Annotated in this window: 22 protein-coding genes and 1 tRNA gene; 9 read left to right on the forward strand and 14 right to left on the reverse strand. The window is 73.3% G+C overall.

Going from position 1 to position 24998, the window contains the following annotated elements; all coding sequences use genetic code 11:
• Positions 1-499 precede the first annotated feature (499 nt).
• The 9 genes from OIE49_RS30150 (at position 500) to OIE49_RS30190 (ending at position 9250) form a co-directional block, all read left to right on the forward strand.
• Positions 500-1624 (forward strand): inositol-3-phosphate synthase, encoded by a 1125-nt coding sequence (locus OIE49_RS30150; RefSeq protein ID WP_326805041.1) that lies wholly within the window; start codon positions 500-502, stop codon positions 1622-1624.
• Complete coding sequence (locus OIE49_RS30155; RefSeq protein WP_326805042.1) at positions 1624-2805, forward strand: SCO3242 family prenyltransferase; 1182 nt, start codon at positions 1624-1626, stop codon at positions 2803-2805. Before OIE49_RS30150 ends, OIE49_RS30155 begins: the two co-directional genes overlap by 1 nt.
• Positions 2802-3725, forward strand: a complete 924-nt coding sequence (locus OIE49_RS30160) for a sugar phosphate isomerase/epimerase family protein (RefSeq protein ID WP_326805043.1) — start codon at positions 2802-2804, stop codon at positions 3723-3725. Before OIE49_RS30155 ends, OIE49_RS30160 begins: the two co-directional genes overlap by 4 nt.
• Positions 3722-4432, forward strand: a complete 711-nt coding sequence (locus OIE49_RS30165; RefSeq protein WP_326805044.1) for an EboA domain-containing protein — start codon at positions 3722-3724, stop codon at positions 4430-4432. The genes OIE49_RS30160 and OIE49_RS30165 overlap by 4 nt, the downstream gene beginning before the upstream one ends.
• Complete coding sequence (locus OIE49_RS30170; protein WP_100566661.1) at positions 4432-5280, forward strand: TatD family hydrolase; 849 nt, start codon at positions 4432-4434, stop codon at positions 5278-5280. Before OIE49_RS30165 ends, OIE49_RS30170 begins: the two co-directional genes overlap by 1 nt.
• A gap of 3 nt (positions 5281-5283) precedes the next feature.
• Complete coding sequence (gene eboE, locus OIE49_RS30175; RefSeq protein WP_326805045.1) at positions 5284-6453, forward strand: metabolite traffic protein EboE; 1170 nt, start codon at positions 5284-5286, stop codon at positions 6451-6453.
• Entirely contained in the window at positions 6450-7871 is a 1422-nt protein-coding gene (locus OIE49_RS30180) for a nucleotide pyrophosphatase/phosphodiesterase family protein (RefSeq protein ID WP_326805046.1), read from the forward strand. The genes eboE and OIE49_RS30180 overlap by 4 nt, the downstream gene beginning before the upstream one ends.
• The gene (locus OIE49_RS30185) at positions 7868-9025 is read left to right on the forward strand and encodes a sugar phosphate isomerase/epimerase family protein (protein ID WP_401846695.1); all 1158 of its coding nucleotides are present in this window, start codon (positions 7868-7870) and stop codon (positions 9023-9025) included. Before OIE49_RS30180 ends, OIE49_RS30185 begins: the two co-directional genes overlap by 4 nt.
• A 140-nt stretch (positions 9026-9165) precedes the next feature.
• A tRNA-Leu gene (locus OIE49_RS30190) sits at positions 9166-9250 on the forward strand.
• Positions 9251-9338: 88 nt separating this feature from the next.
• On the opposite strand, the gene OIE49_RS30195 is transcribed toward OIE49_RS30190, so the two are convergent.
• The 14 genes from OIE49_RS30195 to OIE49_RS30260 form a co-directional block, all read right to left on the reverse strand.
• Positions 9339-11033: a PucR family transcriptional regulator gene (locus OIE49_RS30195; RefSeq protein WP_326805047.1), complete on the reverse strand. Its 1695-nt coding sequence runs from the start codon at positions 11031-11033 to the stop codon at positions 9339-9341.
• A gap of 26 nt (positions 11034-11059) precedes the next feature.
• Positions 11060-12235: a M20 family metallopeptidase gene (locus OIE49_RS30200; RefSeq protein ID WP_326805048.1), complete on the reverse strand. Its 1176-nt coding sequence runs from the start codon at positions 12233-12235 to the stop codon at positions 11060-11062.
• Between the two features lie 157 nt (positions 12236-12392).
• On the reverse strand, positions 12393-13163 hold the full coding sequence (locus OIE49_RS30205; protein ID WP_326805049.1) for an SDR family NAD(P)-dependent oxidoreductase: 771 nt from the start codon (positions 13161-13163) through the stop codon (positions 12393-12395).
• Positions 13160-14200, reverse strand: a complete 1041-nt coding sequence (locus OIE49_RS30210; protein WP_326805050.1) for an alpha-ketoacid dehydrogenase subunit beta — start codon at positions 14198-14200, stop codon at positions 13160-13162. The genes OIE49_RS30205 and OIE49_RS30210 overlap by 4 nt, the downstream gene beginning before the upstream one ends.
• On the reverse strand, positions 14197-15165 hold the full coding sequence (locus OIE49_RS30215; RefSeq protein WP_326805051.1) for a thiamine pyrophosphate-dependent dehydrogenase E1 component subunit alpha: 969 nt from the start codon (positions 15163-15165) through the stop codon (positions 14197-14199). The genes OIE49_RS30210 and OIE49_RS30215 overlap by 4 nt, the downstream gene beginning before the upstream one ends.
• Before the next feature lie 46 nt (positions 15166-15211).
• Complete coding sequence (locus OIE49_RS30220; protein WP_326805052.1) at positions 15212-16081, reverse strand: allophanate hydrolase-related protein; 870 nt, start codon at positions 16079-16081, stop codon at positions 15212-15214.
• A gap of 26 nt (positions 16082-16107) precedes the next feature.
• Complete coding sequence (locus OIE49_RS30225) at positions 16108-17892, reverse strand: gamma-glutamyltransferase family protein (RefSeq protein WP_326805053.1); 1785 nt, start codon at positions 17890-17892, stop codon at positions 16108-16110.
• A gap of 94 nt (positions 17893-17986) precedes the next feature.
• Positions 17987-18874, reverse strand: a complete 888-nt coding sequence (locus OIE49_RS30230) for an SMP-30/gluconolactonase/LRE family protein (protein ID WP_326805054.1) — start codon at positions 18872-18874, stop codon at positions 17987-17989.
• Complete coding sequence (locus OIE49_RS30235; protein ID WP_326805055.1) at positions 18871-20331, reverse strand: amidohydrolase family protein; 1461 nt, start codon at positions 20329-20331, stop codon at positions 18871-18873. The genes OIE49_RS30230 and OIE49_RS30235 overlap by 4 nt, the downstream gene beginning before the upstream one ends.
• On the reverse strand, positions 20328-21203 hold the full coding sequence (locus OIE49_RS30240) for an ABC transporter permease (RefSeq protein ID WP_326805056.1): 876 nt from the start codon (positions 21201-21203) through the stop codon (positions 20328-20330). The genes OIE49_RS30235 and OIE49_RS30240 overlap by 4 nt, the downstream gene beginning before the upstream one ends.
• Entirely contained in the window at positions 21203-22021 is an 819-nt protein-coding gene (locus OIE49_RS30245) for an ABC transporter permease (RefSeq protein WP_326805057.1), read from the reverse strand. The genes OIE49_RS30240 and OIE49_RS30245 overlap by 1 nt, the downstream gene beginning before the upstream one ends.
• Entirely contained in the window at positions 22018-22875 is an 858-nt protein-coding gene (locus OIE49_RS30250; RefSeq protein ID WP_326805058.1) for an ABC transporter ATP-binding protein, read from the reverse strand. The genes OIE49_RS30245 and OIE49_RS30250 overlap by 4 nt, the downstream gene beginning before the upstream one ends.
• Positions 22872-23660 (reverse strand): amidohydrolase family protein, encoded by a 789-nt coding sequence (locus OIE49_RS30255; RefSeq protein ID WP_326805059.1) that lies wholly within the window; start codon positions 23658-23660, stop codon positions 22872-22874. The genes OIE49_RS30250 and OIE49_RS30255 overlap by 4 nt, the downstream gene beginning before the upstream one ends.
• Positions 23661-23762: 102 nt before the next feature.
• A complete protein-coding gene (locus OIE49_RS30260) occupies positions 23763-24818 on the reverse strand; it encodes an ABC transporter substrate-binding protein (protein WP_326805060.1) in 1056 nt (351 codons plus the stop codon).
• Positions 24819-24998: the final 180 nt, after the last annotated feature.

Below are 24998 nucleotides of genomic sequence, written 5' to 3' on the forward strand. Positions count from 1 at the left end.
CCGAGTCCCGGCTCCGGCCGTGGCCGGACTGGACGGGGACGTGGTGCCGGTGCCGGTGCCGGATCCCGATTCCGGTCTCGGTTCCGGCCCGGGCTTGGTTTCGGCTCAGGCCGGGGCCTTGCCCGGCCGGGGGCCGGCTCTGGTCCGGGCCTCGGTCCGGTCCGGATCCGGGTTCTGGTGCCGGCCTGGGGCCCGGGTTCCGGATCCGGGCTCGGTTTGACCCCGGCTGGGGATCTGGCGCCGGCCCTGGGCTCCGGTTCCCGGTCCGGCCTCGGGTCCGGTCCGGCCTCGGGTCCGGTCCGGCCTCGGGCTCGGCCCGTGGGGCCTTGCTCGGCCGGAAATCCCGGTCCGGTCCGGCCTCGGTTCCGGATCTGGGACCGGTTCCGGTTCCGGTTCTGGCTCCGGTTCCGGTCCGGTGCCTGCGTCGGTGGCTTTCGGAGGCCGCCTGCGCTCGATCACTCGTCCGGCATCCGGTTCGCGTACGACAAGGAGGCTGCCCATGTCCGCCGAACCTTCCGTTTCCCCCTCCCGCACCGGCGTCTGGCTGATCGGTGCGCGGGGCTCCGTCGCCACCACCGCTGTCACCGGATGCGCCGCCGTCTCCGCCGGGCTGCATCCCACCGCCGGCCTCGTCACCGAGACGGAGCCCTTCGCCGCGAGCGGCCTGCCCGCCCTGTCCTCCCTCGTCTTCGGCGGGCACGACACCATGGACTGCCCGCTGCCCAAACGCGCCGAGACCCTCGCCGACGGCGGCGTCCTGCCGCACGGCCTGCCCTCCGCCGTCCACAGTGAACTGGCCGCCGCGGACGGCGAGATCAGACCCGGCGGCCCGCTCCCCGGAGACACCCGGAGCGATGAAGCCCTCATCGACGCCCTCGCCGCCGACATCCGCGACTTCACCCGCCGAGGCGCCCTCGCCCGCACCGTCGTCGTCAACGTCGCCTCCACCGAACCCGCCCCGGACGGCACCGCCCTGCCCGCCAGCTCGCTGTACGCGGCGGCCGCCCTGCGCGCGGGCTGCCCGTACGTCAACTTCACGCCGTCGACCGGGCTGCACCACCCCGCGCTCGCCGCCGAGGCCCGTGCCTCCGCCCTGCCCTACGCGGGCCGCGACGGCAAGACCGGGCAGACCCTGCTGCGATCCGTGCTCGGCCCGATGTTCGCGCAGCGCGCGCTGCGCGTGCTGGCCTGGTCCGGAACGAACCTCCTCGGCGGCGGCGACGGCGCCGCCCTCGCCGACCCCGCCGCCGCCGCGGCCAAGAACTCCGGCAAGGAACGGGTCCTCGCGGACACCCTGGGCACGGTCCCCGAGGGAGAGGTGCACATCGACGACGTGCCCGCCCTCGGCGACTGGAAGACCGCCTGGGACCACATCGCCTTCGAGGGCTTCCTCGGCTCCCGGATGACCCTCCAGACCACCTGGCAGGGATGCGACTCGGCGCTCGCCGCGCCCCTGGTCCTCGACCTGGCCCGGCTGCTGGCCCGCGCCCACGAACGCGGACTGACCGGTCCGCGCCCCGAACTCGGCTTCTACTTCAAGGATCCCGACCCGGGCGCCCCCGCCGCGCTGGGGGAGCAGTACGCCGCGCTCCTGGACTTCGGCCGACGGCTGGGGGACCAGTGATGACCCGCCACGGTCTGGTGGCCATCGCCCTGGCGGTGACCGTCGCCGCCGTCGTCGGAGCGCGCGGGTCCTCGGCCCGTGGCCGCCCGCGCCCCCGGCAGGCGGCCGACCCGTCGGAGGGACCATCGCGGCCCGGGCGGGCGGACGACGATCCCGTCGTGTCCGACGACCCGGCAGCCACCCCCACAGCCCCCCGTCCCGCCGCGGACTCCGTCCCCGCACCCACCCGCCCCCCGCACCCATCCCAGCGCCCCGCCCTCGGCACCCCCGCCGACTGGGTCGAACTGCTGCGGCTGCCCGCCCTGTTCACCGTCCCCGGTGACGCCCTCGCCGGGGCCGCGGCGGCGGGCCGCGCCCCCGGGGCCCGTACGCTCCTCGCCATCGGTTCGTCCCTGTGCCTCTACCAGGCGGGCATGGCGCTCAACGACTGGGCGGACCGCGCCGAGGACGCCGCCGAGCGCCCGCACCGGCCGCTCCCGTCCGGGCGGATCGCCCCCGGAGCCGCGCTCGCCGCGGCCGGCGCGCTCACCGCCCTGGGCCTCGCGCTCGCCGCCCGCGCAGGCCGGCCCGCGCTCACCGTCGCCGTACCGCTCGCCGTCACGGTCTGGGCGTACGACCTCGGACTGAAGCGGAACTGGGCGGGGCCGCCGGCGATGGCGGCGGCCCGGAGCCTCGACCTCGTACTCGGTGCCGCAGCGAGCGGCGGCCGGGTCCGCGACGCCGTACCGTCCGCCGCCGCCCTCGGTGTCCACACCCTGGCCGTCACGGCCGTCTCCCGCCGCGAGACCCAGGGCGGTTCCGCCGCCGTACCGCTCGCGGCCCTCGCGGTCACCTCCGGCGTCGCGTACGCACTGGCCCCGCCCGCCGTGGCCCTCCGGCTCCCGGTGGACCGAGGTGGAGCAGCCCCCCTCGGTCCGCCGGGCCTCACCCCCGCACCGGGCGGTGCGCTCCGTGCGGCCCTCGCGCTCGGCTACGCCGCCACCGTCGCCCGCCCCCTCGCCCACGCCGTCCTCAACCCCTCCCCGCCGCTCACCCAGCGGGCCGTCGGCGGCGGCATCCGCGCCATGATCCCGCTCCAGGCCGCGCTGTCCGCCCGCGCGGGCGCACCGGTCACCGCCCTGTGCACGGCCGCCCTGGCGCCTCTGGCCCGAAGGTTCGCGAGGAAGGTGAGCGTCACGTGAGCCCCGGCCCCGCCACGGACCTCCGCTTCGGTTACGGCACCAACGGCCTCGCGGACCTGCGCCTCGACGACGCCCTCGGCCTGCTCGCCGACCTCGGCTACGACGGCGTCGGACTGACCCTCGACCACATGCACCTCGACCCGCTCGCCCCCGACCTGGCCGCCCGCACCCGCCGGGTCGCGCACCGGCTGGACGCGCTCGGCCTGGGCGTGACGGTGGAGACGGGCGCCCGCTATGTGCTCGACCCCCGCCGCAAGCACGGCCCCTCCCTCCTGGACGAGGACCCGGAGGACCGCGCCCGGCGCGCCGACCTGCTGCTGCGGGCCGTACGGGTGGCCGCCGGCCTCGGCGCGCACGCCGTGCACTGCTTCAGCGGCATCACCCCGCCCGGCACCGACCGGGACACGGCGTGGAAACGTTTCGCCGAGTCCCTGGTTCCCGTCCTGGAGGCCGCCGGCGCCTCCGGTGTCCACCTCGCCGTGGAGCCCGAGCCCGGTCATCTCCTCGCCACCCTCGCCGACTTCCACCAGCTGCGCCGCACCCTCGGCGACCCCGACAACCTGGGCCTCACCCTCGACATCGGCCACTGCCAGTGCCTCGAACCCCTCCCTCCGGCCGAGTGCGTCCGTGCCGCAGCGCCGTGGCTGCGGCACGTCCAGATCGAGGACATGCGCCGCGGCGTGCACGAACACCTCCCCTTCGGGGACGGCGACATCGACTTCCCGCCCGTGCTCGCCGCGCTGGCCGCCACCGGCTACCAGGGCCTGACCGTCGTGGAACTGCCCCGGCACTCCCACGCCGGGCCGCACTACGCCGAGCTGTCCCTGCCGTACCTCCGCCGCGCGGCCACCGCCGCCACACGTAGGGGCGAGTGTCCGGCCCCCGAGCATCAGGTCACCCCAGAAGGGAGCACCCGATGACCCACCCGCACGACATCGGCTCCGGCACCGCGGGCACCCCCACGGCCGGTACCGCCCCCGGCCCGGCCCCGGCGGACGAGTTGCGTGCCCGTACGGACGCCGGGCTCGCCCCGGCCGCACGGGCCTGGCTCGGCCAGGCGCTCGACGAGGCCGCCACCCACCGCGGCACCCACGGGCCGATCTCCGTGTGGGAGCTGCGCCTGGCCGAGGCCGGCCGCCGCTGCGGCCCCGCCCACGCCGACGCCGCCCGCGTCCTCATCCTGCACGCGGCCCGCGCCGACCTGGACGCCCTCACCCGGGTCTACCGCCAGGGCACCGCCGACGAACGCCGCGCCGTCCTTCGCGCCCTGCCCCGCCTCGTGCCCGGCCCCGACGCCCTCCCGCTCGTCGAGGACGCGCTGCGCACCAACGACACCCGGCTGCTCGCCGCCGCCGTCGGCCCGTACGCCGCCCGGCACCTGGCGCCGCACGCATGGCGGCACGCCGTGCTGAAGTGCCTGTTCACCGGCGTGTCCGTGGACAGCGTCGCCGACCTGGGCCGCCGCGCCCGCGGCGACGCCGAACTCGCCCGCATGCTCGGCGACTACGCCGCCGAACGCACCGCGGCGGGCCGCCAGGTCCCCGAGGACCTGCACCGCGTCCTGACCCTGACCGAGCCCGACACCGCGCCGCACGGCCAGGTCGACCCCCACGGCAAGGAGTCCTGATGCGCATCTTCGATCCCCACATCCACATGACGTCCAGGACCACCGACGACTACGAGGCCATGCACGCCGCCGGCGTCCGCGCCCTCGTGGAACCGGCCTTCTGGCTCGGCCAGCCCCGCACCTCGGCTGCCTCCTTCCTCGACTACTTCGACTCCCTGATCGGCTGGGAACCCTTCCGCGCCGCCCAGTACGGCATCGCCCACCACTGCACCATCGCCCTGAACCCCAAGGAGGCCAACGACCCGCGCTGCCTGCCCGTCCTAGACGAACTGCCCCGCTACCTCGTCAAGGACCAGGTCGTCGCCGTGGGCGAGATCGGCTACGACTCGATGACGCCCGAGGAGGACACCGCCCTCACCACGCAGTTGCAGCTCGCCGCCGACCACGGGCTGCCCGCCCTCGTCCACACCCCGCACCGCGACAAGCTCGCCGGGCTGCGCCGCACCCTGGACGTCGTGCGGGAGTCGGCGCTGCCCATGGACCGCGTCCTGGTCGACCACCTCAACGAGACCACCGTCAAGGAGGCCAAGGACAGCGGCTGCTGGCTCGGCTTCTCCGTCTACCCCGACACCAAGATGGACGAGGAGCGGATGGTCGCGATCCTGCGCGCCCACGGCCCCGAACGGGTTCTCGTCAACTCCGCCGCAGACTGGGGCAGAAGCGACCCCCTCAAGACCCGCAAGGTGGGCGACCTGATGCTCACCGAGGGCTTCACCGAGGACGAGGTGGACCGCGTACTGTGGCGCAACCCCGTCGAGTTCTACGGCCTCAGCGGCCGGCTGAGCCTCGACGTCGCCGCGCCCGGCGCCACCCACGAGGGCAACAGCATCCTGCGCGGCGGGGAGTGAGCGATGCGCTTCCGGCACCCCGACGGCTCCACCGTCCACCTCGCCTACTGCACCAACGTCCACCCCGCCGAGACCCTCGACGGCGTCGTGGCCCAACTGCGCGACCACTGCGAGCCCGTACGCCGCCGCCTGGGCCGCGACCGCCTCGGCATCGGCCTGTGGCTCGCCCGGGACGCCGCCCGCACCCTCGACACCGACCCGTCCGCGCTGCGCGCCCTGCGCGCCGAACTCGACGGGCACGGCCTCGAGGTGGTCACCCTCAACGGCTTCCCCTACCAGGGCTTCGGCGCCGAAGAGGTCAAGTACCGTGTCTACAAGCCGGACTGGGCCGACGCCGCACGCCTCGACCACACCACCGCGCTCGCCCGCATCCTCGCCGGCCTCCTCCCGGACGACGTCAAAGAGGGCAGCATCTCCACCCTGCCGCTGGCCTGGCGCACCGCGTACGACGACACCCGCGCCGAGCAGGCCCGCACCGCACTGCGCACTCTCGCCCAACGCCTCGACGCCCTTGAGGAGTTGACGGGACGCTCCATCCGGGTGGGCCTGGAACCCGAACCGGGCTGCGTCGTCGAGACCACCCACGACGCCATCGCCCCGCTCACCGCGATCGGCCACGAGCGCATCGGGATCTGCGTCGACACCTGCCACCTCGCCACCTCCTTCGAGGACCCGCACACCGCCCTGGACGCCCTCACCGCGGCCGGCGTCCCCGTCGTCAAGTCCCAGCTGTCCGCCGCCCTGCACGCCGAGCAGCCCCATCTGCCCGAGGTCCGCGAGGCCCTCGCCGCCTTCGACGAGCCCCGCTTCCTCCACCAGACCCGTACGGTCACCGCCGCAGGCCTGCACGGCACCGACGACCTCGGCACCGCCCTCGGCGGCGACGTCCTGCCGGACTCCGCCCCCTGGCGCGCCCACTTCCACGTCCCCCTGCACGCGGCGCCCGCCGAACCCCTCACCTCCACCCTCCCGGTCCTCAAGGCCGCCCTCACACGGCTCGTCGGCGGCCCGCGGCCGCTCACCCGCCACCTGGAGGTCGAGACCTACACCTGGCAGGCGCTCCCGCCCGAACTGCGCCCCCGCGACCGCGGCCGCCTCGCCGACGGCATCGCCGCCGAACTCGCCCTCGCCCGCGACCTGCTGACCGACCTCGGCCTGAAGGAACTGCCATGACCCGGCCCCAGGGACCGACACCCCTGCTCGTCCTGGACGTCGTCGGTCTCACCCCGCGCATCCTCGACCACATGCCCCACCTCAGGACGCTCGGCCAGTCGGGCTCGCGCGCCGCGCTCGGCACCGTCCTGCCCGCCGTCACCTGCGCCGCGCAATCCACCTTCCTCACCGGCACCATGCCCGCCGAGCACGGAATCGTCGGCAACGGCTGGTACTTCCGCGAACTCGGCGACGTCCTGCTGTGGCGGCAGCACAACGGCCTCGTCGCCGGCGACAAGCTGTGGGACGCGGCCCGCCGTGCCCACCCCGGCTACACGGTCGCCAACATCTGCTGGTGGTACGCCATGGGCGCCGACACCGACATCACCGTCACCCCGCGACCCGTCTACTACGCCGACGGCCGCAAGGAGCCCGACTGCTACACCCGGCCCCCGGCCCTGCACGACGAACTCACCGAGAAACTCGGCACGTTCCCCCTGTTCCACTTCTGGGGCCCCGGCGCCGACCTCGTCTCCAGCCAGTGGATCATCGACGCCACCCGCCACATCCTGCGCACCCGCCGACCCGACCTGGCGCTCTGCTACCTGCCCCACCTCGACTACGACCTGCAGCGCTACGGCCCCGACGACCCGCGCTCCCTGCAAGCGGCGGCCGACCTCGACGCGGCCATGGCCCCGCTCCTGGACGACGCCCGCGCCGAGGGCCGTACCGTCGTCGTGCTGTCCGAGTACGGCATCACCCGCGCCGACCGGCCCGTCGACATCAACCGCGCCCTGCGCCGGGCCGGCCTGCTCGAAGTGCACACCCAGGACGGCATGGAGTACCTCGACCCGATGGCCTCCCGCGCCTTCGCCGTCGCCGACCACCAGATCGCCCACGTATACGTGCGCCGCCCCGAGGACCTGGACGCCACCCGGGCCGCCCTCGACGGACTGCCCGGCATCGAGAAACTCCTCGACGACGAGGGCAAGAAGGCCCACCACCTCGACCACCCGCGCTCCGGCGAACTCGTCGCCGTCGCCGAGCCGGACGCCTGGTTCACGTACTACTACTGGCTCGACGACGAGCGCGCGCCCGACTTCGCGCAGCTCGTCGAGATCCACCGCAAACCCGGTTACGACCCGGTCGAGCTCTTCATGGATCCGCACGACCCCTATGTGAAGGTCAAGGCCGCGACCGCCGTGGCCCGCAAGAAGCTCGGCCTGCGCTACCGCATGGCGGTCGTGCCACTCGACGCCTCACCCATCCGCGGCAGCCACGGCCGCCTGCCCGCGAGCGACGACGACGGTCCGCTCCTCCTGTGCTCCACCCCCCGCGCCGTCGGCGACCGCATCGCGGCCACCGACGTGAAGTCCCTCCTGCTCCACCTCGCCGGTCTCGGCCACGCAGACCCCAAGCCCGAAGAGAGGCACCCGTGAACGACATCCAAGCCACCGACCACGGCACCGACGAACAGCTGCGCCGCAGCCTGGGCATCGGCCGCCGCAGCTTCCTCAGCACCTGCACCGCCGTCGCGGCCGGGGCACTCGCCGCACCCGTCCTCGGCGCGGCCCCCGTGCTGGCGGCCCCCGCCGAGTCGAACGGCAAGGCCAAGGGCCACCTGCTCGTCCCCGAGGACAAGCGCGGCATCATCCTCTACACCGTGCGCGACGCCACCGGCCGCGACCCGTACTCCACCAGCCTGCCCTCAGGCTTCCGCGCCGTGTTCGAGCAACTGGCCCGGTTCGGCTACCGGCAGGTGGAGTTCGCGGGCTACGGCCAGCACGCCAACGCCCCCGGCGGCGCCAACCTGGAGAACGTCGAGGGCGCCCGGCTGCTGCGCCGCTGGCTGGACGAGTACGGGCTGCGGGCGCAGGGCAACCACGGCTTCATCCCGGGCTCCTGGCCGCTGACCACCGGTGACCTGGACACCTTCAAGAAGCACCTGGAGATCGCCAACATCCTCGGCATGCAGCACGTGGGCACCGGCAACGACCCCACCGGCAGCAACTACAAGGCCGACTGGGACGCCGCGGCGGAGAAGTGGCACGCCCTCGGCGAGATCGCCCGCCGCGCCGGGCTCAAGCTCTACACCCACAACCACGACGCCGCCTACGGCTTCCTGCTCGACGGCGGCCCGCTCGACGCGCAGGGCCGCCCGACCCGCAGCTCCGGCATCCGCAAGCTGGAGTACTTCCTGTCCATCACCGACCCGAAGCTGATCTGGCTGGAGATGGACATCTTCTGGGCGCACGTGGCCCAGTACAAGTTCCGCACCTACACCGACCACGACGGGGCCACCCGGCAGAACATCTTCGACCCGGCCGGGCTGGTCACCCGCCACAACAAGCGCTACCCGCTGTTCCACGCCAAGGACGGCGTCATCAACAACACCAGCGGACAGGGCTACGACATGGTCCCGTTCGGCACCGGCGTCATCGACTACACCACCTTCTTCACCCGGGTCGGCGACCCGAACTACCACCACCCGATGGTCGAGCAGGACAACGCCCCGAGCTCCACCGACCCGGCTCAGTCGCTGGAACACGCACGGATCGGCTACCGGAACATGGCCGCGCTGCGCCGCAAGTAACGAACGGAAAGGGGCCCTCCCCGCGACCGCGGGGAGGGCCCCTCCCGAGGGTGGATACGCAGGTGAAACGCACTCCGAAAGCTTGGTATTGTTATCCATGTCGCCGCGGGGAACACCCCCGGTCAGGCGGCAGACACCCGGTCCGGGTGGCGGAATGGCAGACGCGCTAGCTTGAGGTGCTAGTGCCCTTTATCGGGCGTGGGGGTTCAAGTCCCCCCTCGGACACTCTCTGTAACGATGAACGAGGACCACGACCTTACGGTCGCGGTCCTCGTCGCGTTGTCGGTGCCGGCGCGGTGCGTCCGGCGCGGGTTCAGTCGCGGATGGCGTCCAGGGCCATCAGTGCCACCTCCAGCGAGACACAGACGTCCTCGGAGTCCAGGTCGACGTCGAGGATGCGGCCGATGCGGGTGAGGCTCTCGTACATCCAGGCGCGTGAGACATGGGCCGCCTCGGCCGCGGCGGTCTTGTTCCGGCCGGATTCCAGGTAGGCATGCAGCAGCGGCACCAGCGACGTGCCGTTCTTCTCGTCGTACACCAGCAGTGGCCGCAGTTCGCGTTCCGCGAAGGTCTGCAGTCGCGCGTCGTCGCGCAGGAGCTGGAGGAGGCCGCGCAGTCGCAGATCCGGGAGGCGGTAGTACAGCCGCCGGTCCGGCAGCCGGGTTGCGGCGTCGGCGACCTGGAGCGTGCTCAGGAGGGCGCGCCGTACCTCGGAGACGGAGGAGACGTAGTCGCCCACGGCCATGATGTAACGATTCTGCGGGATGCCTTGGTGGACCCTGGCCGCGAGCCGTTCGATCGTCGTCGTGGGGTCCTCGCGGGGCCCGAGCGAGACCAGTACGCCGATCACGGTCTCCTCGACCGGGCCGACCAGCGCCAGCAGACCGAGCTCGCGGACCGCGTCGGTGGCCACCTGGGCGGTGGTGCGCAGGACGGACTGCCGGTCGAACGCGTTGTCGGGCAGGGTCTCGCGGGTACGCAGGACCATCGGAAGGAGACGGCGGCCGTCGAGCGGCACACCGATGGCCCGCGCCTCCAGGGCGATCTCCGCGCTCGTCCGCTGGGGCGACAGCAGGCCGGACAGCAGGGTGCGGTGAGTGTGCAGGGCCAGGGTCTCCTGGTCGCGGGCGACCAGCCGGCCCAGGGCGAGCGTGGAGGCAGCCCGCTCGATGAGCATCGTCAGGCGGGGCGAGACGCCCGGCACCGACATCAGGACGAGCCGGCCCCAGTCCTCGCCGCGTGCGCCCACGGTGCTCACCAGCCAGCCGCTGTGCTGGTCGTAGGCGGTGCGGGTGGTGGCCTGGACGCTACGGGACCGGGCTTCCCACTGGCTGAGCACCTCCTGTGCGGGAAGTCCGGCGGTGTTGAAGGCGAGCACCTGGTGGGAGAGGTTCTCCAGGACGGCCGGACGGCCGGACATCCGGGCCGCCTGCCGCAGCACGTCCCCCGGTCCGGCCCCCTCGACGGCGAGTTCGTTGAAGGTCTGGTGGATGCGTTCGGACGCCTGCAACTCCTCGATCCGGTTCTCGAGGATCCTGCGGTGCACATCCTCGGTGATCTCGACGAACCGGGTGGTACGCAGCAGGACGACCAGTGGCAGGCCGCGCCGCTCGGCGGCGGCCCGCATCTCCTCGGGCAGCGCGTCGTGGAACCGCGGCCCGAGGCCCACCACCACCCCGGCGGCCCCGACATCGGCGAGGTCGTCGATGAAGCGGGCCAGGGACGCGTGGCCGGAAGGCAGCGCGATGCCGGTCGTGAGGATCAGTTCGCCGCCGCGCAGCATCGGCGCGATCGTCGGCAACTCGCTGACATGCACCCAGCGCACGGGTGCGGTCAGTCCGTCCGCACCCGCCACGACCTCGGGCCGTCCCTCCCGCAGCGAGGGGAACTCCAGCACCTGGGCCAGGGTGGGCAGCCCCCCGGCGGCGGGGAGGCCGCCGCCCGGACCGCCGTCGGGGCTTTCCCGGGGCTCGGCTCGGTGGTGTGCTTCCTCTCCTGTGTCGGCCATGCCCCTGGCACCCCTTCTCGGTGTTCTTATCCCGGGTTGTTCCGCCAATTGTCCACGAGGGTCCAGAGCACCCGGGCGCCGAGGTCCAGGTCAGCGAGCGGGACGTACTCGTCGGCGGTGTGGGCCTGGTCGGTCGCGCCCGGTCCGAAGACGGTGCACGAGGTGCTGCCGGTGAGCGCCGCCACCATGGAGGCGTCGGTGTACGCCTCGTGTCCGTCGGCCCCTCCGACCGGCACCGGGTGGCCGGTGTGCTCCCGGTAGGCGGCTCTTATGCCCCGCACGATCCGTGAGTCGTCGGCAGCGCGGACCGGTGGGCGCTCGGCGCCGAGCGGATCGATCTCGTACCGTGCTCCCGGGTGCTCCTCGATCACGGCCGCGGCGACCCGCTCGACCAGCTCCACGGCGTGCGCGGGGGTCATCGGGGGGACGATCCGGATGTCCAGGCCGGCCTCGCACACCGGGGGGACGACGTTCGTCGCCACCCCTCCACGCACGGTGCCGCAGGTGAAGCGCGGCCGGCCGAGCAGGGGATCCTCGTAGGGCAGTGCGGCGAAGACCGTCTTCAGCCGGTCCACGATCTTGGCCATCAGGTGGTTGGCGTCGATGCCGAGGTTCGCCCGGCCCGCGTGCGCCATCCGGCCGTGCACGCGCAGGGTCAGCCAGCGCAGACCCATCTGGGCGATCCGCAGGCGCATCCCGGTCGGCTCCAGGGCGAGCACCTGGTCGTCGGGGCGCAGCAGACCGCTCTCGACCAGGCGGTGCGCACCGGCCATGTCCGGGGCCTCCTCGTCCACGGTCGCCACCAGGAGGACGTCCCCGGCGGGCGGACGGCCACTCGCGGTGAGCGCGTCGAGGAGGTTGATCGACAGCGCCAGACCCGCCTTCATGTCGCAGGCGCCGCGCCCGTACAGGCGGCCGTCGGCCACGGCTCCGCCGAGCGGCGGGAAGGTCCAGCCCTCGCCCACGGGCACGGTGTCCATGTGGCTGAGCAGTACGAGCCGGGGGGCGGACCCCTCGCCGGGCACGCGGGCCACGACATTGTCGCGGCCCTCCGCCACCGGCATGCGCTCGGTGGCCACGCCCGCGTCGGTGAGCCGGTTGCCGACCCACTCGGCGCACTTGCCTTCGAGCGGTCCGGGGTTCTGGCTGTCGATGCCGATCAGGGTGCGGGTGTCGGTGAGGACGACGTCCGGAGAGATCATCGCGTTCTCCTTGGTTCGGTGCGGCGGGCGCCGAGGACCGGTGGCCGGTCGGCGACCTGGTGCCGGATGGGCGCGGGACGCTGAGCCGCGGGGGTGGGGGCCGGTGTCAGGCGGACGGATCGGCCCGGTGGTCACGGGCCGGCTGGACGGGAGCGGATCAGCCGGCCGGGGGTGGGCCGTCGACGACAAGGGTCTGGCCGCTGATCCCGGAACTGTCGGCCGATACGAGCCAGGCACAGGTCCGGGCCACCTCCGCCGGGTCGATCAGACGGCGGAACGCCGAGGCGTCCGCGAACCGGGCCAGGACCTCGGTTTCGGCCGCGTGTTCGCGCTCCGCCACCTGCGCGGCCAGCCGCCGCAGCATGGGGCTGTCCACGTTGCCGGGGCAGACCGTGTTCGCCCGTCCGCCGTATGAGGCGATCTCCGCCGCGAAGGACTGGACGAAGCCGATCAGGCCGAACTTCGAAGCGCAGTACACCGACCCGCCCGCCTCGCCGCGCAGACCGGCGGTGGAGGAGAGGAACACCGCGCCGAACGGGTGCGGGTCCGCGGCCAGCGATCGCGCCACGGCCTGCCCGGTGCGGAACGCCCCGCGCAGGTTGACCTCCATCAGCCGGTCGTACTGCGACCAGTCGGTGGTCGCCACCGGGCCCGTGTAGTTCACTCCCGCGGCGTACACGAGCCCGTCCAGCCGCTCGCCGTCGCCGGCGGCGTCCCGCAGCATCCGCTCGACCGATCCCTGATCGGTCACGTCGACCGGTCCGGCCCGGTGGCCGGAGCCGGGCAGGTCCGTCAGGGCGTCGGACGGATCGACGGTGTCCACCGCCCACACCGCGTGGCCGCGCCGCGCGACCGCCTCGCACACCGCGCGGCCCAGCGCGCCCGCCGCGCCGACGACGGCCACGACGGACCCCGGCTGCCCGGTCACGACGCCCGCCCCATGTCCCGTACGGCCTGGGCGATCGAGGCCCGGCGCGGGACGACGGCCTGTTCGAGACTCAGCGCGGCGGGCACGGGCACGTCGGGCGTGCCGTGCCGGGCGACCTGGCTCAGCGCCCGCGTCCCCAGCCGTTCGATCACCCCGGTCACGACCTCGCCGCTGAGCCCGAACCCCAGGTAGTCCTCGTCCACGACCAGGAGCCGCCCGGTCCGTGCCACCGAGGCGCACACCGTGTCCAGGTCGAGCGGGACGACGCTGCGCAGGTCGATCACCTCGACGTCGACGCCCTCGCCGGCCAACTCCTCCGCGGCGTGCAGGCTCTCGCCCACGGTGGCGCTGATGGTCACGAGCGTCAGATCCGAGCCGGGGCGGACCACCGAGGCCTGGCCGAGCGGCACCGTGTAGGACTCCTTGGGCACCTGCGCCCCATGCGTGAAGGTGCCCGCCTTCTGCAGCAGCAGGCCCTTGTGCTCGATGAACACCACCGGGTCGTCGCTGCGCACCGCCGCGGCCATCAGGCCCTTGCTGTCGTACGGCGAGGACGGCGCGACCACCTGAAGGCCGGGCAGGTGCGCGAAGGTGCCCCACAGGCACTGCGAGTGCTGCGCGGCCGAGCCGATGCAGCCGCCCGCGGTCTTGATCACCATGGGCATGCCCACCCGGCCGCCGGTCATGTACCGGATCTTCGCCGCCGCGTTGTACACCTGCTCGAGGCAGACGCCGATGAAGTCCACGAACATGATCTCGACCACCGGCCGGTAGCCCTCCATGGCCAGGCCCACGGCCGCGCCGGTGAACGCCATCTCGGAGATCGGGGTGTCCCGCACCCGGTCCCGGCCGAACGCCTTCTGCAGTCCGCGGGTGCTGCCGAAGACGCCGCCCTGCAGGCCGACGTCCTCCCCGAACACCACGACGCGGTCGTCGCGTTCCATCTCGAGGCGCAGCGACTCAGCGACGCACTGGGAGACGTTGATGTTCCGTACGTCGGTGCCGGCTCGGGCCGGCACCCCGGTCGTGGTGGTCATGCGCTCGGGCCTTTCGCGAAGACGTGGTCACGGGCAGTGGCGGGGTCGGGCATCGGGTCCGCGCGCACCGCGGCGAGGTCGGCGGCGATCCCGGCGGTCACCGCCGCCTCCGCCGCGTCGAGTTGCGCCTCGGTCGCCGCGCCGCGTTCGAGGATCCGGGCCCGGGTCAGGGGCAGCGGGTCGTGTTCCTGGCGGCGCCGGTCCTTCTCACCGGCGGGCCGGTACAGGTCGAGATCGCCCTCGAAGTGACCCCGGAACCGGTAGCAGGTGGCCTCAAGCACAGCGGGCCCGTTCCCCGCCCGCGCGTGCGCGACCGCCTCGGCGAAGGCCTCCGCGACGGCCTCGACGTCCAGGCCGTCCACCCGCTTTCCCCACGCCCCGTACGCGGCGGCCCGCTCGGCCAGCGTCGCGGTGGACGTCGACTCGGTGAACGGCACTGAGATCGCCCACTCGTTGTTCTCGATGAGCACCACCAGCGGCAGGTTCCAGGCTCCGGCCATGTTGAGGCTCTCGTGGAAACCACCGGTGTTGGCGCCGCCGTCGCCGGTCACGCCGACCGCCACCGAGTCCCGCCCCTCCATCTGCGCGGCCCAGGCGTGTCCGAGCGCGACCGGCAGCGTCGCACCGACGATGCCCGTGGTGGAGAAGCGGCGCTCCAGGTCGAACAGGTGCATATGGCCGCCGTGGCCTCCGCACAGCCCGGTCGCCCGCTCGTAGATCTCCGCCAGCATCGGCCGCGCCGGAACTCCCTTGGCCAGCGCGTGCAGATGGCTGCGGTGCGTGCTGACCAGCGCGTCGTCGTCCCGCAGCGTGCCGATGAGCCCCGCCGCCACGGCCTCCTGCCCGATCCCGGTGTGGAGTTCGCCGTGGATCTCCCGGGTGGGCACGCCTTCCAGGCACGCCTCCTCGAAGCGGCGCATGCGCACCATCTCGGTATAGCGGGCCACAAGAGTGGGTCCGTCCATGATCTTCACTCCTCGTTCCTGGTCGGGATCGTCGGACTCGTCGGCACTAGTGGCACGGCTGCTCCTCCAGTTCGACGACGGTGCGCGAGGGCGTCCAGCAGTAGGCGGCCCGGCCCTCGGCGAACTCGGTGACCTGCCCGATCAGCTCTCCGCCCGCCCTGATGAGCCCGTCGAGCGCGGCGTCGAGGTCGTCCACCAAGTGGGCCGTGTGGGCGATGCCCGGCCAGACCGGCAGCCGGGGGTCGGTACCCGCGGGCACATCCCGGAAGGACAGCAGCTCCAGCCGCACCCCGCTCACCGGGGACACGCACTGGACCAGGTCGCACCCGAGCCCCGGGATGCCGAGCAGACCGCTGATCAGATCCGTCATGCCGAGGGCCTCGAAGGCCACTTCGAAGCCCAGCACACGCCGGTGGAAGTCGACCGCCGCGCCCAGGTCCGGCACGACCACACCGCTGTGATGCCAGGCCCAGGTCCCGGCCGTGCCCGCGTGGGCCGGCCGGGGACGGGCGGCGGTGTAGGCCCGCCAGTCCCCGTACGGGGAGATGTCGAGGTGGCGTCCCTCGGCCAGTTCCCGCGGATAGAGGATGCCGTCCAGGGTGCGGCCGTCCGTCAGTTCGACCGGTCCCCGGTGGAGGCCCGGGGGCTCCCCGGCCTCCACGCGGCGCAGCACATCGGCCGGGACCCGGTAGACCTCGCCGGCCACCGAGACGCCATGCTCGCCGTCCTCCTCCGGGGACAGCCGGTACATACCGGGATGCACATCGCCGATGGAGTGCAGCCGGTACCGGGGCACGGTGCGGGCCTCACCGAGGAATTCGGCGCCCGCGAGGTTGACGTGCAGCGCGAGCCCGCGCATCAGGGTTCCGTTGACGAACAGGTCGGTCGTCGGTTCGGTCGTCGGTTCGTTGTCCACGAGGTTCTTCTCCTGGAGGTCGTCGGCTAGCGGGCCATGGCGTACGCGCTGCGCCGGGGGTCGGCGCCCGCCGCGAGGACCCGGGGCCCGTCCGGGGGAGGCGGCACGAGATCGCCCACGGTCTGCACCGATCCGGCGTCGAACTCGTACGCGGGCCACGCCCGCACGTGGTGGCCGCGGGCGGTGAGGCCGTCCCGTACGGCCTGCGGGATCCGGTCCTCGACCAGCAACAGCCCGTCGCCGGACGGGTGCGGGTGGAAGCCGCCGGGATAGCTGGAGCCGAAGACCCGTGGCGCCTCGACGGCCTGCTGGGCGGTCATCCCGAAGACCGTCTGGTTCAGATACGCCTGGAGCATCGCCTGCACGATGACGTCGCCGCCCGGACAGCCCATCGCGGTGACCGCCGGTTCCCCGCCCGTGTCCCGCAGGGCGATCAGCGCGGCCGGCGTCACACAGGGGCGCTTGCCCGGGGCGATCACATTCGGATGACCCGCGACCAGGCGGCTCTGCACGCCGCGCGGGGAGCACAGGATGCCGAGGCCGGGAATGACCGGGGCGCCGTCGAGCGTGTCGCTGGGGGACGTGGCGAACGCGGTGCCCTCGCCGTCCATGACCACGACCGCCGTGGTGCTGCCGAGTCGCGGCCTGCCGTCGGCCAGCGTCGGCAGGTTGGGGAGCGCCCGGTGTCCGATCCTGGCCCGCAGGGCGTCCAGATGGCCGGGGGCGAGCAGTGCCCGCGGGTCCACCGGGGTGTGCCGGGGGTCCCCGAAGGCCCGCTCACGTTCGGAGAAGGCGAGCTTGAGGGCCTCGGTGACCAGGTGCAGGTACTCCTCGCCGTTGTGCCCGACGGCCGGGAGGCCGCAGCGGTCCAGAATGCCGAGCGCCTGGGCGACGATCAGGCCCTGGCTCCAGGACGGGGTGACGTGCACGGTGCGGTCCCCGAAACGCACGGACGGCGCGACGGCGACTTCCGCGGAGAAGCCGGCGAGGTCCTCCGTCTCCAGGAACCCGCCGGCCGCCCGTACGAACTCGGCGATCCGGACGGCCGGTTCGCCCCGGTAGAACGCGTCGTGCGCGGCCGTCAGCCCGCCGCGCCGGTCCGCCCCGGCCCGCAGCGCCGCCCCCTCGGCGTCGGCCAGCGAACGCAGCAGCGCGGCGAGGTCCCGCTGGACCAGCCGTTCGCCCGGCCGGGGGGTCCGCCCGAGCGGGCAGTACACCTCCCGGCTGGACTCCCAGGCCGCGAATCCCCGGCCCATCACGGCCAGGCTGCTCGCGGTGCGCACATCGACGGGGAAGCCCTCTTCGGCCAGCGCGATGGCGGGAGCGGCGGCCTCGGCGAAGCCGATCGTGCCGAAGTCGCGCAGCGCCGTGATCCAGCCGGAGGGGGCACCGGGCACGATCGACGGGGCCCCGCCCAGCGGAAGCGCCCCGCCGTGCCGGGCGAGCATGGCGTCAAGCGTCGCCTCCCGGCCCCACACCCCGACCCCCGCGACGCTGTGCACCGTGTCCGAGCCCGCCGGGCGGATCAGGATGGGGGCGATACCGCCGAAGTTCGCCATGTCGACCTGGACCACATTGGAGGCCAGCCCGGCTGCGACGCCGGCGTCCACCGCGTTGCCGCCACGGCTGAGCACCTCCGCCGCGACCTGGCTGACCAGGGGATGACCCCCGACGACCGCCCAGCGTTCACCGAGCAGTGTGGGGCGCATCGACTCGGCGCCGGGGAAGGCGCCGGGCACGATGCCGCCGCCCATGCCCGCGCCCTGCTCCGCCCCGGCGCCCACGGGTTCGAATCCCTGTGCGATGGTCATCGCGTTCTCCTTCCGTGCTGTCTCGTGCTGTGCTCTGACGGATCGGCGCGGCCGGCTCGTGCCGGTGTCCTCCGGCGGACCGCCGGGGTCCGCTTCAGCCCGGGTACGGCGGGACCGGAAGCCCGCACACGCCGACATCCGCCGCGAACACCGCTCCCGCGTCGGGTTCGGCGGCCAGCCACCGGCCCTCCATCTCGACCCGGCCGGTGGTGACGTACAGCCGGTCGAGCCCGGGACCGCCGAACGCGCAACTGGTCACCTGGCGTACCGGCAGCGGCAGTGTCGCGTCATGGCGCGCGCCGGCGTCGTACCTGCGGATCTGGCCGCCCCGCCAGAGCGCCACCCACACCCCGCCCTCGGCGTCCACGGCGAGCCCGTCCGGCACCCCGGCCTCGTCCTCGACGCTCACCCAGGGGCGGCGGTCGCGGGCCTCGCCCGTGGCCGGGTCGAAGTCGAGTACGTCGATGCGCCGGGTCGCGCTGTCCACGAAGTACATCCGGCTGCCGTCCGGTGACCAGCCGAGCCCGTTGGCCACGCTGGTGCGGTGCAGAACCCGCTCCGGAGCCGGGGAGCCCGGCGCCAGCCGGTGGAGGGCGCCGCGCCCGGGGAGCATTTCCGCGTCGAGGGTGCCGAACCACAGGCGGCCCGCCGGGTCCACCCCGGCGTCGCCCAGACGGTTGCTCCCGGGCTCGCCCGGCACGGTGATCGTCCGCTCGACCTCGCCGTGGGCGTCGAGCAGCAGCACGCCGTGGCGTGCGGCCACGGCCAGGCCACCCCCGGCTCTGGGCAGCACGGCGCTCACGGCGTGCCCGAACTTCCGGTGCGAGACCTCGCCGGTCGCGGGCGCGTACCGGTAGAGCCGGCCACGCAGGATGTCGACCCAGAGCAGCTCTCCCCTGGCGCTGTCCCAGGCGGGCCCTTCGCCGAGCTGGTCGCGGGTGCGCAGGACGGGTTCCGCCGGCGCGGGCAGCACGCGGATCATGGCTCCGTCCTCGCGAGCAGGCCGCGCAGCGGCTCCTCGTACGCGGTCAGGGCGTCCAGCCGGCGCGTCCGCGCCTCCCGGTCCGACTGCAGGACCGCCCGCAGCCGGGCCAGCGCGGCGTCGGCGGCGGGGCGTCCGTGCACCTCTCCTGCCGCCACCAGCGGGCGGCCGGAGCGGAACACGTCGGTGACGTCGGTCGTTTCCGCGCCGCACACGATCCGCTCCACGAGGCCCGGGTCGGCCTTCGCGCCCGTGTCTCCGGTCGCGACGCAGATCAGGTCGGCGCGGAAGCCGGGGGCGATCCGGCCGAGCCGCCCGCCGTGCCCGGTCGCGGCGGCCCCTCCCTCGGTGGCCATGGCCAGCACCTCGTGCGGGGTCAGCGGGCCGCCCGTGCGCTCGGCGGCGGCCAGCGCGGCACGCATCTCCGCGAACATGTCCGGTGCCGCCGTGTGCTGGCTGTCCATCCCCAGCGCCACGTTCACCCCGGCGTCCAGCCAGGACCGCACCGGGGCGTCGCCGGAGCCGAGCCGCGCGTTCGAGACCGGGCAGTGCACGAGCGCGGCACCGCGCCGCGCCAGCAGCGCGATCTCGGGGCCGGTCAGCCAGACACCGTGCGCGGCGGAGAGCCCCGGACCCAGCAGCCCGTGACGGTCGAGCCTGCTCACCGGATCGCCGCCGTCGCCGTCATCGAGCCAGGTGCGCTGGTGGCGGCTCTCCAACAGGTGGGTGTGGAGCCGCATTCCGCCGCCGGCGCACCGAAGCAGCGCGTCCAGCGCCTCGTCGGAGCACCACTGCGGCGCCACCGGTGCCACCCCGACGCGCACTCCGGGGCACGAGGGGGCCAGCGAGGCCGCCAGGGCCGGAAGGTCCCCCGGAGGGAGGCCCCGTGCGGGCGCGGCCAGTGACCGCGGTTCCCGCGCCGGTCCGGGCCACGCCGCCGGCAGCGGCTCGGGCAGGAACTCGGCCCGGTCGGTGATCCCGACCGCGAGTTCGGCCCGCAGCCCGGCCTCGGTCAGCGCGGAGGCGACCGCGCGCACCCCGGCCGCGTAGGCGTCCGCCTCGGCGAAGGTGTGGTGGATCGCCTGCACGGTCGTCACGCCGGTGGCCACCAGAGCCACGGCCGCCGCCAACGTGTCGTCGTACGGGTCGAGCGCGGTGGTTCCGGTGAGCCGTACGACCCAGGTCTCCAGGTCGGTGTCGGCCACGCCCTGTTCGCCGAGCGGCAGGGCACGCAGGTGCGAGTGCGCGTCGGTGAAGGCCGGGAGCACCACGCCGTCGAGCCCGGTCGTGCGGTCGGCGGGTGCGGCGTCGGCCAGTTCGGCGAACGGGGCTACGGCCACCACCGTGCCGTTCTCGACGAGGACACCGGCATCCCGGAGCGGGACGGCCCGCGCGTGGGTCACCAGGGTCCGGCAGCGCAGCAGCAGTGGGCCGGCGGGAGGAAGGAAGGGAGTCATCGCCGCTCCGCCCAGGGCAGCAGCAGCCGCTCGGCCAGCGTGACCAGGGAGAACAGCAGCCCGGCGACGACCGACGAGGCGAGGATCGCCGCCCACATGGTCGCTGTCTCCAGGGACAGCGCCGCGGTGATCACGAGCTTGCCGAGTCCCTGGCCGCCGATGATCCACTCGGCGGTCATCACGCCGAGCACGGCCGAAGGGGCCGCGATCCGCATCGCGTCGAAGAAGCTCGGCATGGCCGCGGGCAGTCTCACCCGGCGGTAGACGGTGACCGGGCGGCAGTTGAGCACATGCATCAGCTCCAGCGCCTCCCGCTCGACCGAACGCAGCCCGAGGAGCACATTGATCAGGGTGGGGAAGAACACGATGAGCGCGGCCACCACGACGGTGAGCGTCGCGCCCCGGCCGAACGCCAGGGTGATGAACGGCGCCAGTGCCACCACCGGGATCGCCCGCAGGGTGAGCGCGAGCGGGTACAGCACGGAGGCGAGGACCGGCGACGCCGAGATGAGCAGCGCCAGCGCGAAACCGGCCGCGTTGCCCGCGGCGAAGCCGCCCAGGACCGCGAGCACGGTGGACTTCACGGCCTCCAGCACCGCGCCCCAGTCGGCGGCGGTGACGATCTCACTGGGCGCGGGCAGGGCGTACGACGGCGTACCGGTCACCCGCACCCCGGTCTCCCACACCGCGAGCGCCGCCGCCAGCACCGCGGCGGAGGTGACCGGGCCGCGCCATCCGGGCAGGGACCATCCCCGGCGCCTCCCCGTACCCACGGCATCCGCCCGGCCGCCCGCCCTGACGTCGCCCGCAGAGCCGGCGGCTTCACCGGGGGAGGGGGCGCTGCCCGGCTGGAACGGTGTCTGCATCCTCATCAGCGGCGCTCGCTTCCCGCGTCGACCGACGCATGCCACGGGGTGGCGATCCGGGCCACCCATCCGAACGCCGCCGCCAGCAGGCCTGTGATGGCGCTGGACAGCACCAGGGCCGCCCACAGTTGGGGCATCTGATAGCCGAACATCGCGTACAGCAGGGCCAGTCCGAGACCCTGGTCGGCGCCCACCCACTCGGCGATCATCGCCGCGATGAACGCCGCCGGAGCGGCGATCTTCAGGGAGGCGGCGAAGGCCGGGAGCGCGTACGGCAGCCGCAGGAAGCGCAGCGAGCCCGCCCAGCCCGTGTTCAGCACCTCGCCGAGCTCCCGCACCCGGCGGTCGGTCGAGCGCAGCGCGCCCGTGAGGTTGACCAGTACCGGGAAGAACGCGGCCAGCAGCGCCACCGCGGCCTTGGAGGTGAAGCCGAGGCCGAGCCAGGCGACGAGCGCGGGCGCGAGCGCCACCACCGGGATGCTGTAGATCATCAGGGAGAGGCGGTACACACCGTCCCCGATCAGCGGCAACCGGTCCATGACCAGGGCCAGCACCACGGCGAGAGCCACTCCGCCGATGAATCCGGCCGCGGCCTCACCGACGGTGGTCAGCGTGTTGCTCCAGTAGGCGGTCCGGCCGTCCCACAGCACACCGAGGATCCGTGACGGGGGCGGCAGCACCCCGCCGGGGCGGTACTGGGCCCGGCCGTAGAGCTCCCAGGCGGCGAGGAGCGCGCAGTAGACGGCGGCGGCGATCAGGGCCGAGGTGCGGCGGTTCAGCGGCTGCCGCCCGAGGGTGCCCGAGGCCGCTGCGTTCCGGCTCACGGTTCGATCTCCCGGTACACCTCGGTCAGCAGGTCGGTGAGCCGCTGCTCGTACGCCGCGAACTCCGGGAGCAGCATCGTCTCCGCCGTGCGCGGGCGCGGCAGGTCGATCTCCAGTTCGGCGATGATCCGGCCCGGTCCGCGGCCCAGGACGAACACCTGGTCGGAGAGGAAGACGGCCTCGGACACGTTGTGCGTGACCAGGATCGCGGTCGTGCCGGTCTCCAGCCAGATCCGCTGCAGCTCGTCGTTCATCTGCCGGCGCCGGATCTCGTCCAGACCGTTGAACGGCTCGTCGAGGAAGAGCAGTCGCGGACGCAGGATCAACGCGCGGGCGATGGCCACCCGCCGGGCCATACCGCCGGACAGCTTCGCCGGCAGCGCCTTCTCGAAGCCTTCCAGGCCGACCAGGCGCAGCAGGTCGCGGGCCTGCGCGCGGCGTTCGTCCTTCGGCACTCCGGCGACCTGCAACGGCAGTTCGACGTTGGCCAGCGCGCTGCGCCAGGGGAGCAGCACCGGGTCCTGGAAGACGAAGCCGAACTCCGCCGCCCTACGGGCCTGCGTGGGGGTCCGGCCGAACACCTCGACGGTGCCGGTGGTCGGCTGGACGACGTCGGCGAGGATCCGCAGCAGGGTCGACTTGCCGCATCCCGACGGGCCGATGAGCGTGGAGAAGCCGCCCTCGCGGATGGTCAGGTCGATGCCTTCCAGCGCGGTGAAGGGCGAGCCCCCGACGTCGAACCGCTTGCCGATGCCCTCGGCGCGTACCACCGCGCCGCTGCCGCCTTCCGCCGCCCCTGCCGCTGTTTTCGCGGCTGCGAGGGTCGGACCGGTGTCCCGGCCCGCGGCCCTCACGCCCGTACTCCGTCGTCCGCGGCGATACCGGCGCCGGCCGCGCCGGGGCCGCCGTCCAGGCCCAGAAGGCGGGCGAGGTTGGCGCCCTCGACCAGGGCGCGGTCGGCCTCGTCCGGGACGGCCCGGGCGATCTTGGCCCGTTCCAGGTCGAAGTGGCTGCCCGGCCAGTCGGTGCCCATCACCAGACGGGAGGCCCCGAGCCGCCCGTAGGCCATCTGCACCTCGATGAGCTGGGTGCCGGACGTCTCCAGATAGATGTGCTCATTGCGTTCGGCGACCAGGATCGCCTCGTTGACGTTCCAGATCGTGCCCATGTGAGCGATCATCAGGGGCACTTCGGGGAAGCCCTTGGAGATCTCCTCGATGGACAGCGGCGCGCAGAACGGGTCGTCCAGCGCGTTCACCAGGATCATCAGTCCGGCCTCGCGGGCGGCCGCGAATATCGGGTCGAGCAGTCCGTGGTCGGCGAAGTGGTAGCCGTGCATGGTGGGGTGGAGCTTGAGCCCCTTGAGCCCGTGCTCCTGCCCGCACTTCAGGACGGTTTCGACCGCGTCCGGCCGCCGGGGGTCCACCTGGCCGAAGCCGACGATCCGGTCCGGGTGCCGGGCGACCGTCCTGGCGATGAAGTCGTTGTCGATCATCTGGCCGAGGGAGCACCCCACGGCCATGTCGACGCCCGCCGCGTCCATCGACGCGATCATGTTCTCGGGGGTGTAGGACTCGGCCGTGAGGTAGTCCGAAGTCCCCCCGGCCTGCCACACGTTGTTGTACGCGTCGATGATCACGGGTGTTTCACTCCGCTTCGATTGGTTGTCGGGTACCGGCCGGCCCGCCAGGACGCCGCGGGCCGGGCCGGGCGAGCCGGGTACGGCCGGACGGGGTCGGGCTCAGGCCAGCAGGGAGGTACGCCCGCCGTAGGCGGCTTCGAGGACGGAGGTGTCCACCACGTCCGCGGCCTTCAGCTTCTTGCCGATCGTGCCGACGTCGGCCAGTTGGTCGATGATCTTCTGCATCTTGGCCGGATCGACCTGGAGCACACCCTTGGGCGAGGTGATGAGGGTCTTCTGGAACCTGGCGGTGGCGGCCTCCTCCTCCGGCTTGAGGCCGCTGGTGTTCCACTTGGTCGCCACGAGCCGCCCGATCTCGTCGGGGTGGGCGTTCATGTATTCGTAGCCCTTGATCGTCGCGCGGAGGAACCGCACCAGCTCGTCGTGCTGCTTCTCCAGGTGGTCCCGGGTCGTGATCAGCACGTTTCCGTAGCTGGGGACGCCGAGGTCCTCCAGGTACAGCACATGGACGTCGACGCCCTGCCGCTTGAGCGCCACCGCCTGGGAGGTGGCGTAGCCGGAGTAGCCGGACGCCTGCCCGGTGGTGAGCTGGGTCGGGTCGGTCCCGGCGGGTATGAACCGGACGTCCTTGACGCCGGCCTTCTTCACCAGCGACTCGAACTGCTGCCGTGACGCCTCGGTGACCGCGATCGTTCGGCCGGCGAAGTCCTCGATCGACTTGATCGGGTCGTCCGCCTTGCTGATGATCGAGAAGGGCGAGGTCTGGAAGATCGCGCCGTAGATCACGAGGGGCTGGCCCTTGGCGATGGCCACGAGCACATTGGTGTTGTCGTCGTCTCCGGTGAAGGACCTGCCGGAGGCCACCTGCTGCCAGGCCAGGATGTTGGGGCCGCCGGCGGTGAACGACGTACTGATCTTCTCCGCCTTGTAGTACCCCTTCGCCTCCGCGGCGTAGAACCCGCCGAACTGGGTGAGTTTCAGCCAGCCGAGCTGGTCGTCGATCTTCAACAGCCCGTCGGCGGACGTCCCGCCGGAAGAGCTGCCCGAGCAGGCCGTCAGCAGTCCGCCGGCGGCCATCACGCCGGCGCCTGCCCCGAACAGCCTGAGAACGTCACGGCGCGCGGGGGCTCCGGGAAATGCGCGTGCTGGGTCCATCCGAATCCTCCACGGGGCGTCAACGAACAATGCGGCAAGGCCAGGGATCGGTGCAGGTCAGACGGAAGACTTCCGCTGTTCCGTGACGTCATCCTGGCGAACGCCCGGGTGGTCCTCAATGAACAGAATGTCTGCTGATGAAGGGATCACTCAACGAACCGTCCACGCCGCGAAGCGCCC

Source organism: Streptomyces sp. NBC_01788 (assembly GCF_035917575.1).
GTDB lineage: Bacteria > Actinomycetota > Actinomycetes > Streptomycetales > Streptomycetaceae > Streptomyces.

Coding starts and splice junctions, on each gene's coding strand:
- OIE49_RS30165 (WP_326805044.1), top strand. CDS start 3,722: ATGACCCACCCGCACGACATCGGCTCCGGCACCGCGGGCACCCCCACG.
- OIE49_RS30200 (WP_326805048.1), bottom strand. CDS start 12,235: ATGATCTCTCCGGACGTCGTCCTCACCGACACCCGCACCCTGATCGGC.
- OIE49_RS30240 (WP_326805056.1), bottom strand. CDS start 21,203: ATGAGGATGCAGACACCGTTCCAGCCGGGCAGCGCCCCCTCCCCCGGT.
- OIE49_RS30235 (WP_326805055.1), bottom strand. CDS start 20,331: ATGACTCCCTTCCTTCCTCCCGCCGGCCCACTGCTGCTGCGCTGCCGG.
- OIE49_RS30170 (WP_100566661.1), top strand. CDS start 4,432: ATGCGCATCTTCGATCCCCACATCCACATGACGTCCAGGACCACCGAC.
- OIE49_RS30210 (WP_326805050.1), bottom strand. CDS start 14,200: ATGACCACCACGACCGGGGTGCCGGCCCGAGCCGGCACCGACGTACGG.
- OIE49_RS30230 (WP_326805054.1), bottom strand. CDS start 18,874: ATGATCCGCGTGCTGCCCGCGCCGGCGGAACCCGTCCTGCGCACCCGC.
- OIE49_RS30180 (WP_326805046.1), top strand. CDS start 6,450: ATGACCCGGCCCCAGGGACCGACACCCCTGCTCGTCCTGGACGTCGTC.
- eboE (WP_326805045.1), top strand. CDS start 5,284: ATGCGCTTCCGGCACCCCGACGGCTCCACCGTCCACCTCGCCTACTGC.
- OIE49_RS30225 (WP_326805053.1), bottom strand. CDS start 17,892: ATGACCATCGCACAGGGATTCGAACCCGTGGGCGCCGGGGCGGAGCAG.
- OIE49_RS30195 (WP_326805047.1), bottom strand. CDS start 11,033: ATGGCCGACACAGGAGAGGAAGCACACCACCGAGCCGAGCCCCGGGAA.
- OIE49_RS30155 (WP_326805042.1), top strand. CDS start 1,624: ATGACCCGCCACGGTCTGGTGGCCATCGCCCTGGCGGTGACCGTCGCC.
- OIE49_RS30150 (WP_326805041.1), top strand. CDS start 500: ATGTCCGCCGAACCTTCCGTTTCCCCCTCCCGCACCGGCGTCTGGCTG.
- OIE49_RS30260 (WP_326805060.1), bottom strand. CDS start 24,818: ATGGACCCAGCACGCGCATTTCCCGGAGCCCCCGCGCGCCGTGACGTT.
- OIE49_RS30215 (WP_326805051.1), bottom strand. CDS start 15,165: ATGGACGGACCCACTCTTGTGGCCCGCTATACCGAGATGGTGCGCATG.